The organism is Dapis hubbardiae BLCC-M172 (genome assembly GCF_050016015.1).
Classification (GTDB): domain Bacteria; phylum Cyanobacteriota; class Cyanobacteriia; order Cyanobacteriales; family Microcoleaceae; genus Trichodesmium.
The window spans coordinates 29,893-42,388 of record NZ_JBNHEQ010000266.1; the positions used below are offsets into that span (position 1 = coordinate 29,893).

Consider the following 12,496-nt stretch of genomic DNA (forward strand, 5'->3'; position numbering starts at 1 on the left):
CAATTGATATTAATTAATTAACCCGGTAGAGGTGGGTTAATCTGTTGAATTACAATGTCCGACAATAAATATCATAAACCCACCCCCCCATCACTATTAATTGCAGCATATTTATTTGTGGGTTAGGGGTAGGTTTAGGGGGCAGGTTTAGTTAATTCAATTGTTCAAATCATAAGTTATTTGATGAAACTGCCCCTACAATTAATATAATTGTAATATAATTTTTTGTATAAATATATGAAATATAATCCTAACCTTCATAATCGTCAATCAATCCGTTTAAAAGGATATGATTATAGTCAAAATGGTTTCTATTTTGTGACTATTTGTATTTAGGAAAAAGAATGTTTATTAGGGGTGATTGATAATTATAAAATTATTTTCAATAGGTATGGTAAAATTGTTGATTTTAATTGGTTTAATTTAACAACAGTTTATCCTTATATAAATCTTGATGCTTTTATGATTATGCCTAATCATATTCATGGAGTTATTGAAATAACAGATAATAATCAACATCACAAAAGACATGGTTTGCCTGAAATTATCAGAAGTTTTAAAACTTTTTCAGCCCGTAAAATTAATCGGTTACGACAAACGAAAGGTGTTCCGGTCTGGCAAAGGGGATATTATGAACACATTATTAGAAGTGAAACATCATTAAATAATATTAGAGAGTATATTTTCAATAATCCAATCAATTGGTGTAATGATTAAATTTATACTGAAAATATATTTTAATTTTCCCAAACAATTTAATATTAAAGGAATAGGAAATATGATTAATAATCAGAAAAATTAATCCGTAGGGGTGGGTTTATCCGTTGAATTACATATCTAACAATAAATAATAATAAACCCACCCCCCATTACCATTAATTGTACAATTGTTTTTCATGGGTTTTTGATTATTTATGGGTTAGGGGCAGGTTTAGTTAATTCAATTATTACCATCAAAATCAATAGCGGAACCTGCCCCTACAATTTAATTACAAAAAATTAACCTGTAGAGGTGGGTTCATCCATTGAATTACAATGTCCGACAATAAATATCATAAACCCACCCCCCTATTACCATTAATTGCAGCATATTTATTTATGGGTTGGGGGCAGGTTTGGTTAATTCAATTATTCAAATCATAAGTTATTTGATGAACCTGCCCCTACAATATCAATATTAATTGCAGCATATTTATTTGTGGGTTTGGGGCAGGTTTAATTAATTTAATTCTTCCCATCATAAATTATTTGATGAACCTGCCCCTACAATATCAATATTAATCACAAAAAATAACCCGTAGGGGTGGGTTCATCCGTTAAATTATAATGTCCGACAATAAATATCATAAACCCACCCCCCATCACCATTAATTCGACAATATTTATTCATGGGTTGGGGGCAGGTTTTGTTAACTTAATTTTTCCACTCATAAATTATTTGATGAACCTGCCCCTATAATTATCAATAATGCCACAACAAAAATATTATTGGCGAACTTTTCTAGGTTTACCCGTAAACCCACTCCAACCAATTGTTAAATAACAACTGGCTAATAATAAGCTAGTTAAACCTATTCTGACACTAGACTTAACTGCTGTTATTTGCGTACTTTGTTGTGCTTTTTGTTTCTTTTGCTCTAATTGTTTTGTGAGTTCCTCGCGAATTTCTTCTGTTCTTACTTTCAGAGCAGCAGGATTATTTTTAAACTTTTCTAATTCAGCTAATTGCTCTTCATTAAGTTGCTCCTGACTAATATATTCTTCTAATATCTGATTATTTTTAAGTAAGCTAGCTAGAGAACTTTGTCTTTCACCTAGACGTTCTTCTAATTGCTTTTGAGCAATAACAGCTTCCTCATTTAGTTTCTGAACATTTTGATTACTTTCTGCTACTGCGGTGCTAATATGTAGAGGAATTAATAGCAAAAACATAATTCCTAAAAATAAAGATAGTAAGTAAATCCAGAACTTTAAGCTATTCCAACTAACTTTTGCTTCTGGTGGGGCAATACCAATAATCTCTTCAAAACCATAACCACAAAACATTAGAGCTATTCCTAATATTGGTAAAATACCCCGTTCAATTATCTGAGTGGTAAAGCTGAGTCGCCAGTCTATATCCCCTAAATTTAGGGGATATAAGAGTAAAACAGAGTTGATAATTGTGAAAAGTATCACGATAATACCAGCTAATTTCAAAAATTTAGTTGCTAGAGCTGGTACTGGACTAATATTACTTCCTTTCATACTTCAATTTAATAATACTGTTGTCCATAATTTTATCCTGTTTGTGGCTTTAATATAATAGAAAATACGGTTAGATAGATCGCCAAGCCCAAAATTTACCAATAGAAAAATTATTTCGAGCAACCAGAGTGAGATTAAAAGTTCTCTGAGGAAATGCTATTAATTTCTGCTTGATGGAACACTAATTATGGGGCAAAATTATCCGACTTAATACCCTATTTATCTACATATCGTTTCTGAAACTTCATAATAGCTTCATAAATAATTCCGTATTTATTCTAATTGACGCTCTTGTTTTTTCTAGCTAGGATATAGTTGTAACAAAAAAATTAAAGTAAGTTTTGAGTTTGATCAGGTGAATCAATATATCTCAATATCTCATAGATCAAAACTGCTGAGACTTAGATTTAAAGATAAGTTACTTAAGAGTTCTGATTCTATAGGTACTAATTTATAACTTGTCAACCTTAGATTTTGTAAATACCCACAAAAAACCTATGAAAAAGTTATTAACAGCTATTGCTTCTACTGTGGTTGTAAGTATGGGATTTGCTCCAACTGCTAGAGCATTTTTCGGCTTCTCACCATCTGGATTTTCAGCGCCACCACCATCTATATTCCCAGCAGCACAACCACCACCACCATCATTTTCACCACCACCTGTTCCATCTCTATTCACGCCTCCTGCACAAGTATCACAACCAACAGAAGTTGAATATTGTAAGATATCAAACCCCATCGGTGCTGTTCAGGCATTATCAAACCCCGCTAAATTATGTGTTGCTAGTAGCGTACCAGAAGCTTTTGGTAGATTGACGACTTTCACTATGGGTAATCCCCAGCCTGCAATAGAAGCAGCACAATGTTTAAAGAATAGTTATCCTCAAGACTATAACAAGGCGTTAGAATTTGTTGATATGTCGGGTGATTGTAAGATTTATGGTGATTAATTAAAGTTTTTGTCTGAGAACCAATCTCTTTGTTCCATTTAAGTCAAATCAGAACTATTTTATTTATTAATCAAAAGCCCTCTTATTTTAGGAGGGTTTTTTTGTTGAGAAAATAATCTATAGCAATCCTATTTAGGGTTTGCTGAAAAAGTCTTATGGATGAGGGTAGAAGTCATATCATGTCCGCTAGCATCGGTATTGTATAGCAAAGGTAGAGAACACTTAACTGGGAACAGGGAACAGGTGGCAAGGCTTAATTATCAAGAAAAAAACTTAAATTTCCTGTAGATATTTACGCTTGGGTTTACACAAACGATATAAACGGACATGATATTAGTTGCTCTTGCAATGAAATGATCTCATGTCCGGTAGCATCGTTTGTGTATAATAGAGGAGGAAGAAAAATAATTGCCCGGAGCGATATTGCTACGCAACGCTACTCTTCAAGCACTTGACAAATCATCAGTAGGCCACCAACGAAAACAAGTGAGACCTGTTTGGGAGCGATTGCCTCCGGCACGTTTCACGATCGCTGTTTCATTAAGTTGATACATCGCTCAAAAACGATATCTTCCATCTGGGATAAATTTTCACTCGTTTTGATTACTTATAGGTTCATTAATTATTGGCCAGAGTCATTCGGCGGGTTGTAGTTCTGGTCTATGGGCGGGTTTTAACTCCAAATGCAATCCAAGTGCGAACTTTGAGTTTTTGACTACTGTGCCAACCTGCTTTGTCTAGCACTAATATCATGTGCTTATTTTTTCCTCAACCAAAATGTCCAGCTAAGTCAGTCAGCACTTGGTTAAAAACAATAATATTGACCTTGGGCAAAAGCCACTCTTTTTGTTTCTCCTGACTGGGGATGTACAAACCCATAGAGCCAAAACCACTGAAAACGCCAGTTTACCTCTGCAGTTGGTTGTACTCCCACAGGTGTCCATACTCGTCGGAAAATTGGCTTGAGACCCAAACGATGTTCATCCATTGCCCAGAGTTCTACAGTGGCCTCTGGATACTCGGCTTTTAATTGTTCAAATCGGTGACAGAGTTTTTTTTCCATTTCTCTTGTTCGGTTGGAGTTGCCGACTTTTCATGCTGTGGCCGGGGGATTCGTAATCTATATTTCATTGACCGTAAATATTCCCATCCCCTGCGCCGTTTGCGAAGCACTCCGTAGGAATCAACTCGATGGTCAATTAATTCTGTTAACCAATCCCCCACCTTGCGCCCATTCCATAATCCTCCATCTGGTGCCCTCTCCTGGAGGGCCATTTCTAGGTAGGCTTGCCTTTCATCTGAAAGGAATCCCTTTTGCCCTGGATGTTGATGGCGACGATCTACCAATCCTTCTCTACCTTGCCGATTGTAGCGACGTGCAATTTGACGAATTGCCTCCAAACAATAGCCTGTGACTGAAGAAACTTCTTTTGTTGTTGGTTTATCTAATTTTAGGTTAAGACTCGTTAATTTAATGCGGAACCCGCCCCTACATTTATTTCTTCTGGGAAAACTACATCATAAGTTTAGCAAAATTTGTAGGGTGCGTTTTGCTGTCGCATAACTCCGTTTTGCTGGCGCAAAGCTTTCCTATCGGAATGCTCCGCAAACGCTTTATATGTCGCTCCGCGTTAACGGAGTTGTGCGCTAGCTAAACGGCTGTCGCCGACATGAAAAGCGCTGCGCGACATGAAAAGACGGCTAAAATTTAGACTATGAAAGAAATTTAGCCATCCGTCGTAACGCACTATTTTAGGTGTGTCAGTCCACTACTGCTCTATATCAACGGTGCGTTACGGCGCAATGTAATCTTTAACAGTTAACAGTAGTTTGTGGTAAGCGCCTAAGGCACCCTACTGGACTGACGTAATGCCCAATACTGACCGCTTCTTTAATACCCAATTTACAACCGACAAGACTTCCGTTCCCTAGTTTCTTCAATATGTTGCCAACCATAGGAAAAATGACTAATACCATTAATCTGAGGAGTCGCTCTCCTAATAGCTTGCATTTGCATTTCCAAAGAAGGACGATTTTTAAAAGGTTGCCCCCAGACACCCGCGATCGCCGGAATAACCTTCACCCCATTAGACGCCATACTCACAACTCTCTCTACTTTAGAAACAATACAACTAGGGTCGCGATCGCCACACGCTCCATAAGACATAGGATGCCATTCCATCCAACTCGGAAATTGATCCCAAGGTTGGAGGCGAGAGTCAAAACCACTATTCCGTACTCTCCTATTCCCACCTGGGAAAAATACGGCTCCAGCAGATAAACCTTTTTGCTGTACTGGTTTACTTGCCACTTGGAGAAAATCTAATATTCCTTGAGCAGCATGAGCAACACTCAATTCCCAAACTTGTGTTCCCGAACCTCCTTTTGGTAGTTTATCGCCATTAGCAGAGAGTGAAAAGAAACTTTGCCACTTCGGAGTTCCCCTGGAAGAAACAGCATAAATATCTCCAGAAGTAACATACCCCTTGTCTAAAAATCTTCTAATTAATTCTTTTCCTGCTTCATTTTTAGCACGTTGCAATAAAACATTCCGAGAAGCTTCACCATATATCCATAAATCTTTTACCTCATCTGCCACAGAGTTACTCCCCACTCCCCGCAAATAACGAACGTAGTCAAATAAAACTCCTTGAGGTTGGCGTTTTAATACCTCATTCACCATAACGCTATAATCTTGACGTGCTTCCGGACTGTAAGGATCGACAAAGGTATGAAAAGCATGACTCGCACCTAACTGGTTATGTAAACTAACATTATCTGGAATTACTTGAAGAGTTGTTTGACCTCTACCATTACGCGCTAAAGCTTGTTGACGGTTAGGTAGTTGGGAATAGGTGTACCCGAAGTTCATGGTAAATACCCAGCCATAAGCTCGCAAACCTCTCTCTTTTGCTTTTCTCAGACTTTCAGCTAATAGATCGACATTTTCATAACCAGGTACACGGAGTACGGACGGCCAAACTGTAGGATTATTTGCTGCGGGTAGAAGCACTTGTCCGTCAAAGAAGGCTTCTATGTATACTTGGTTATAGCCTTGATTAACAATTTTATCAAGTATCCTATCAATTTCTCCTGGTCTGGCATCACAAGGATATATTCGTAACCAAATACCTTGATTCCTCGGCCAATTTCTCAGGCGACAATTGCCAACTTCTCTGCTATGTTGAATATGAATATCTTGATATTGTTTTTCTGCATCTTTATCTCCTCCTAAAACTGCTTGACGAAGATTTTCTTTTTCGGCGATCGCTTCTGGTGATAACCGACAATAAATATCTGTTTGTGCTTGTGCTTGTGCTTTTGCAGGAAACCAGAGGTAGGAATTTAGTATCAGACTAAATAAAATTGCTCCTAAATTACTTATATGGAAACATTTTTTAGTTTTAATTTTTGTCATGGTAGTTATTTCAGTTATCAGTTATCAGTACCTCAGTAGACATTAGAGAGAAGTTATACTAATTCCCATGCATTAATGCTATACTTAATTAAAACTTCAGTTATTAAGTAATTACTTTAGTAGAATAATTTTTGGTAAGTTAATTTTCATTATTCTTTAATTTTTTCTTCTCCCGTACGGACGTTGCACAGGCAAAATGCGTTTTCCGTTCCGGAATGCTCCGCAAACATGTCGCGCAGCGATACGTCCCTAAATTCCCCTACTCCCCTACTCAATCAAATAAGGGTTTTAGGATTTCCTTATAAGGGATAGCTTTAAATTTTATCTATATAGCAATCCTATTTTAGTTGTAATATTTTCCTGGTAGGGGCGATTTCCTACGGAATACTTCGTAAACGCGTTTGCGGAGCATTCCGGCACGGAAATCGCCCGTATAGAACTCAGGAGTCAGGAGTCATAATTTTCTAGGTTTTTAGCCCAGAAAAACTATTATAAAAACTATTAAGACCTATTTAGGATTGCTATAGATATTATTTTGTGGTCATTAGGAAGAGAATGAATTTTTTTGTAGAGATTTTCTTTTGTTAGGATTGACCGTTTATATTAGAGTTATTGGGAAAAATTTTGAGGATATTTGCTAGTTTTTATTCCTGCTTTATCAGAGTAATAAAATATAGTCAAACAGCCATAATTATAATGAAATATTTTTCATATTCTATGGCTAATTGAACTAGAATCGACTAATTAATAGATCTTACTGAAGTTTTTAGAAAATTTAGAGAATTTAGAGAATTTAGAGAATAATATATTTGTAGGAAAAAATCAGTCAGAAATTACTTCTAACTTCTGACTTGTGCCTAGCACTATACTCCACGCTTTAACGCAAGCTCTACTTGTCTAAACTCTTGTTCTAAACGTTTCTTTAATTTCTCAGGAACAGGACGATTGGGATAAGAACTATAATGTCCTGCTAAGGAGTTGAGAGCAGTTCGCATAGTAGTAAATGAAGGTAAATTAGCTACAGAGTCATTTCGTCTGTAGACAGATGCATAATCATTAATTATTTGACGTGCTATTGCTTGAGCTTCACTTTTAGCTTCTGTATTTTCTGGTAACTCAATAGCTGTTCTTAAGCTGTTGATTAAGTTTAATGTATCTTCTGGATAATTTCCACTTAAAGTTGCAGGGTTATTAGAACAACCCATCAAACCTATAACACAAACAAAAACTAAGGCTAGTAGACGAGAAATCAAACGTTTCATGGAACTTTCTTTTTTACTATGGTATCTGACTTATATGGATTATCTCATAGTTTGGCTTATAGTGCTACGCGCAAGTCAGAAGTCAGAAGTCAGAAGTAATATTTATAAGTTGAACAATTTGATAATTAGACCTCTCCAGAAAATAAACTTGCTCTTTATTTAAGATAAGCTAGATTTGCCAAATTTAGTTAAAAAGATTATTTTTCATATTTTTTTCGTTAAAATGCATTCTTTTTACCCTACTATTTGCAACAAGTCTATATCTTTTTCACGCCTATGTCTATTGATAACTGAAATGATCATAAAGTAATTTTAAGTGGTTATTCCACAGTCTAGGATGCGAAACTATTTGCAATTTATGACAAGTGAAATGCTACAGCGTACTTAAGATTCAAATTGATATTTTCTGTACTATAATTCTTTCTTTTTGTCAAACATTAGAACTCTGGCAAAAATAACTAAGTAATTCTGCGCATATAGCCTTTCTCAAGCGTGTGAGGTACATTTATAGAAGCCCTAAGCGTATCTTGGGCTTTGTTGCGAGTTTTTGGCTCAGTCCTCAGTCCTCGTAGGGGCGTTTCATGTCGCTCCGCGAAACGGCCGTTAGCTTCGCATAACTATCGTTAACGCCCGTACAGTCCTCAGGAGATTAAGAAATACTCAGAGGGGAAAAAGGTAGAATAAGCGGCTCCCATCTCCCCACCCGGACTACACGGACCACACGGACCACCCCCATCATGTATAAAAAAATAAATACCTTCAGGGGTTCTATAGCGCTGTGCTCCGGGAACAGGCAACAGGGAACAGGCAACAGGGGGAATAAATTGCCGATAATATAGAACCCCTGAAAGGATCTATTTAAAAACAGAGGAGGGAGATGGGGAGATGGAGAGATGGAGAGATGGGGAGATGGGGAGATGGGATGTATTAGATATCTCCCACTCATCCAATCATCAAATCAATTCTTACCCATTTTTTATCAATTACTTTTCCCTATTCCCTATTTTCTGGAGATACCAAATGGCTTCTATAAGACTTCTAGCTCTTTTGCCCCTACTACAATTTGTAAATATACCAGCGCTCATTGCTATATCTTTTGTATCTTTTGTCTTTTTATTTAGAGCTTGGTGATTAAATATTACAGCATTGACAGATAAAGGTTTTAGCCTTTGTAGGTCAAAAAAAAGTACCTAGTTTTCAGCTCTTTATATCATGTCTGTTTGAATAGTTATAAATAAGGAGGGAGGAGTCAGTCCTCGTAGGGGCGTTTCATGTCGCTCCGCGAAACGGCCGTTAGCTTCGCATAACTATCGTTAACGCCCGTACAGGAGTCAGGAGGGAAGAGAGGAGAAAGAAAGTATATGCATGAGAACGTTTTTTTTATCACTAATTATCCGGACATAATATTACACTCAAAAAGTTAGGATTTTGGGGAAGAGTTGAGCAAAAAAAATTACTCCCCCTATTCCCTACTCCCTACTCCCTACTCCCTAGTTACCTAAAAATCAAAGAAATAACTAATCTTCCCTGACTGTACTGAAAGAATTTGAGTATCCTGCAACCACTGACCATCAAAACATCCCAAATGAGTAGTAGTAATCAAAGTTTGAAAACGGTCAGTAATTGCTTCTAATAATTGATTTTGTCGATGCAAATCTAATTCTGCTAAAACATCATCCAACAATAACAATGGCGGTTCCTGAACCACCTGCTCAATAAGTTGCAATTCAGCTAACTTCAAAGCTAATACTAAAGTACGCTGTTGACCCTGGGAACCATATTGTCGTGCTGGAGTATCATTAATAGTAAAATTTACATCATCCCGATGGGGACCTACTACCGTAGTCCCTTGATATTGTTCGGCGATCGCCCGTGCTTTGATTTTCTCTAAAAAAGCTTGACGTACTCCCTCCAAACTATCCTGTATAATTAACTCTTTACTGTCAACAGTTACATTTGCCAAATATTCCATCTGCAAAACTTCCTTACTCCCACTAATAGCACGGTGCCACTCACTTGCTAAAGGTGCCAACCTTTGCAAAACCCGTTCTCGTCGCCGAATTACTCGCGCTCCAGTAGTTGCTAACTGAGCATCCCACAAAGCTAACTCTTGAGCAGGAATAGAATATAATGAACCCTGACTTTCTGCTGCTATCTTTTGCTGACGAATTTTCTTTAATAAAGCATTGCGCTGACGGAGAACTTGATTATATTGTTGGAGAATGTGAGCGTATACAGGTTCGAGTTGCACCAAAAGTCTATCTAACCAATGACGACGAACTTCCGGTCCACCTCTAACCAAATCTAAATCTAGACTAGAAAACTGCACCACATTTAGAATACTTAAAAAGTCTAAATGGCGACGTAAATTTTCACCGTTAACTGCTACAGTACGTCTACCTTGACTCCGCAAAGTTAGGGTTAAGTCGATATTTCCCAGTTGTCTTTCTAAAGATGCTTGAATTTGACCTGCTGGTTTGCTATCTTGGATGAGGTCGCGATCGCGAATTGCTCGGTGAGACTTGAGAGTTGAAAGTAATTCTACTGACTCTAGGAGATTAGATTTACCTTGAGCATTATCTCCCACCAAAATTGTTTTGGCAGCATCAAATTTAACTTGTTGGTCTCGATAGTTCCGAAACTGTCGTAAATGTAAATGTCTCAGGTACATACTTTAGAAGAAGGAGGGAAAAAGAGGGATTGATTATTTTAAATTACCCTAATTTGAGTAAATCGGTGTATTAGTTTATTTGGTTTTTATGTTGTTATTAATTCATCAGATTTTACAGAAATATTAGTAATATTATATCCCGATAATCAACGATTATTTTTGTTTTTAGTAAAGCTCTAGCCATAACTATAGATAGGGACAGAGCCATGCTACTAACTCTAATTATAACTATTTAACCGCACATGATATAATATAAGATGTTGACAAAAATTTGCCTAGTTAATATCCTGGTTTTTCCAAGCAATTTGTTCGGATAAATCTCATGCTTTTTGCGGTTTTTATAATAGTCAAGTACGCCATTTATTGAGTAATATTTGTTCGCTGTTCATTGGTTTTATGATGTAATTTTTTAAGGTAGTATAATTATAATATAGTATTCTAAAAATACTGCTACTTTGACAAGAAGGTTAAATTTTATGACAGAACCAATAACTATAACTTGGGCTCTGGTTGGCAAGGAAGCCCTTTTAGCTGCTGTAAGCGCATTGGTTAAAAGCTTCACCGAGGCTTTATTCAAGAAGGTGACCAAACCGCAGAAAAGTTCGTCTAGTTCCAGTGCTATTCTTCAACAAACTAAGGAACAAGCTAAATGGATAGAAGCACAATCGGAATATCTCAAGCGACGTGAAGAGAGAGAAAAACTCGCCCTCGCATTCAAATACAAAGAATTGCAACTCCAGCAGCAAGATTTGGAGGACCGACGCGAACTTGCTCGCCTGCAACGGGAGTTGATGCGGGAGTTACACGCCCAAGCGGTTGAGGTGCAACTGACCGAAATCCAAACTATTTGGGATTTGGAGAATTGGTTCTCGAAGTTGAGTCGCCAGGAAACGGAGGATATTTTGCGCAAGGGGCAGCAGCAATATCGGTTGTTGGTGCTGGCATCGCCACCGGATATCAGTGAAGATTGCCCGAAGTCGTTTCGCAATAACTTGAAAATCGACATCCAGAACGATTTAAAGGAGTTCCTGCATCAATATTATCCTTTGAACCCAGAGACGGGCAACTTCTCTCCTTGTCCGGTGAAGTTTTACGGGGATTATTTCAAAGAACCGATTTTCGATGCTCGGGTGGAACAGTTACACAAGCTGTTAGCACCGGTGCCGACGGTAGTGCTTTACTCCCAAATTAGTGATTACAAGGTGAATTTCCATATCGGGTATTGGGGATTGTACGACGATGAGGTGTCGTTGCTGCCCATGAAAGCGTGGAATTGGAAAAAGGCTTGGCAAGAACTGGAGAAAGCGGGTGTTGATAATGATGAGAGCTTGCTGATTATTCGGCAGATTATTGTCATGGTTCACAAGCTGTTGGCGACGTTTGTGGCGGATTTGTATTATCTTTATATTGATGCCACGGCGAGTTACGAATCGCGTTTGTTTGAATTGGAGGGGGAGTTTGCCCAAGAACGGTTTCCCCAAGAGTTGGTGAGGGATTATATTGAGATGTTGCGGCAGGTGCAGCAACGGCAGCGAGATGCTTACGAAGCGGAGTTGGAAAGGCTAGCAAGGTTTGTACCTTGGAGTTTGACTTGGAGTGTTAAAGGGTTTGACGGTTTGGTTAGTATTAGTGCTGATGGCAGTAAATTACTTGGGGATGGGAAAATGAAGAAGGCTTGGGATTTGCGAACGGGGGAACTGACGACAGCAGTTGAACTTTGCCAGTTAGACACCGGAGGATGGCTGCGTACTCTAAAAGGACATTCAAGTTCAGTCTATTGCCTCGCTTTCAGTCTAGACGGGCAACTCCTGGCTAGTGGCAGTGATGACAGCACCATCAAACTGTGGCATCCCTACACCAGAGAATTGCTGCATACTCTAAAAGGACGTTCAGGTTCAGTCTATTGCCTCGCTTTCAGTCTAGACGGGCAACTCCTGGCTAGTGGCAG

The 12,496-nt window shown here is 38.0% G+C and carries 9 protein-coding genes; 3 read left to right on the top strand and 6 right to left on the bottom strand.

Annotated features, from left to right (window positions below):
- Nucleotides 1-357 precede the first annotated feature (357 nt).
- The gene (locus ACP6PK_RS24520; RefSeq protein ID WP_426563476.1) at nucleotides 358-717 is read left to right on the top strand and encodes a transposase; all 360 of its coding nucleotides are present in this window, start codon (nucleotides 358-360) and stop codon (nucleotides 715-717) included.
- A gap of 768 nt (nucleotides 718-1,485) precedes the next feature.
- Here the strand turns inward: ACP6PK_RS24520 and ACP6PK_RS24525 are convergent.
- Nucleotides 1,486-2,247 carry an HpsJ family protein gene (locus tag ACP6PK_RS24525; RefSeq protein ID WP_426563478.1) on the bottom strand — a complete coding sequence of 254 codons (762 nt, stop codon included), beginning with the start codon at nucleotides 2,245-2,247 and terminating at the stop codon, nucleotides 1,486-1,488.
- Nucleotides 2,248-2,744: 497 nt separating this feature from the next.
- On the opposite strand from ACP6PK_RS24525, the gene ACP6PK_RS24530 reads away from it, so the two are divergent.
- Nucleotides 2,745-3,197: a hypothetical protein gene (locus ACP6PK_RS24530; protein WP_426563480.1), complete on the top strand. Its 453-nt coding sequence runs from the start codon at nucleotides 2,745-2,747 to the stop codon at nucleotides 3,195-3,197.
- A gap of 805 nt (nucleotides 3,198-4,002) precedes the next feature.
- Here ACP6PK_RS24530 and ACP6PK_RS24535 read toward each other — a convergent pair.
- The 5 genes from ACP6PK_RS24535 to recF all read right to left on the bottom strand — a co-directional run bounded on the left by ACP6PK_RS24535 (nucleotide 4,003) and on the right by recF (nucleotide 10,548).
- On the bottom strand, nucleotides 4,003-4,260 hold the full coding sequence (locus ACP6PK_RS24535) for a hypothetical protein (RefSeq protein ID WP_094671926.1): 258 nt from the start codon (nucleotides 4,258-4,260) through the stop codon (nucleotides 4,003-4,005).
- A complete protein-coding gene (locus ACP6PK_RS24540; protein ID WP_094671927.1) occupies nucleotides 4,224-4,598 on the bottom strand; it encodes a winged helix-turn-helix domain-containing protein in 375 nt (124 codons plus the stop codon). The genes ACP6PK_RS24535 and ACP6PK_RS24540 overlap by 37 nt, the downstream gene beginning before the upstream one ends.
- 502 nt (nucleotides 4,599-5,100) lie before the next feature.
- The gene (locus ACP6PK_RS24545) at nucleotides 5,101-6,615 is read right to left on the bottom strand and encodes a glycoside hydrolase family protein (RefSeq protein ID WP_246844013.1); all 1,515 of its coding nucleotides are present in this window, start codon (nucleotides 6,613-6,615) and stop codon (nucleotides 5,101-5,103) included.
- A gap of 863 nt (nucleotides 6,616-7,478) precedes the next feature.
- Entirely contained in the window at nucleotides 7,479-7,877 is a 399-nt protein-coding gene (gene psb27, locus ACP6PK_RS24550) for a photosystem II protein Psb27 (RefSeq protein ID WP_094673443.1), read from the bottom strand.
- Between the two features lie 1,498 nt (nucleotides 7,878-9,375).
- On the bottom strand, nucleotides 9,376-10,548 hold the full coding sequence (gene recF, locus ACP6PK_RS24555; protein ID WP_426563483.1) for a DNA replication/repair protein RecF: 1,173 nt from the start codon (nucleotides 10,546-10,548) through the stop codon (nucleotides 9,376-9,378).
- Between the two features lie 476 nt (nucleotides 10,549-11,024).
- Between recF and ACP6PK_RS24560 the strand changes: the two genes are divergently transcribed.
- Nucleotides 11,025-12,496 (top strand): WD40 repeat domain-containing protein (locus tag ACP6PK_RS24560; protein ID WP_472847271.1); only part of this gene is annotated, 1,472 nt, incomplete at its 3' end.

Excerpts from the sequence above, each read along its gene's own strand:
- recF (WP_426563483.1), bottom strand. The coding sequence starts at position 10,548 with ATGTACCTGAGACATTTACATTTACGACAGTTTCGGAACTATCGAGAC.
- ACP6PK_RS24525 (WP_426563478.1), bottom strand. The coding sequence starts at position 2,247 with ATGAAAGGAAGTAATATTAGTCCAGTACCAGCTCTAGCAACTAAATTT.
- ACP6PK_RS24535 (WP_094671926.1), bottom strand. The coding sequence starts at position 4,260 with ATGGAAAAAAAACTCTGTCACCGATTTGAACAATTAAAAGCCGAGTAT.
- ACP6PK_RS24545 (WP_246844013.1), bottom strand. The coding sequence starts at position 6,615 with ATGACAAAAATTAAAACTAAAAAATGTTTCCATATAAGTAATTTAGGA.
- ACP6PK_RS24530 (WP_426563480.1), top strand. The coding sequence starts at position 2,745 with ATGAAAAAGTTATTAACAGCTATTGCTTCTACTGTGGTTGTAAGTATG.
- psb27 (WP_094673443.1), bottom strand. The coding sequence starts at position 7,877 with ATGAAACGTTTGATTTCTCGTCTACTAGCCTTAGTTTTTGTTTGTGTT.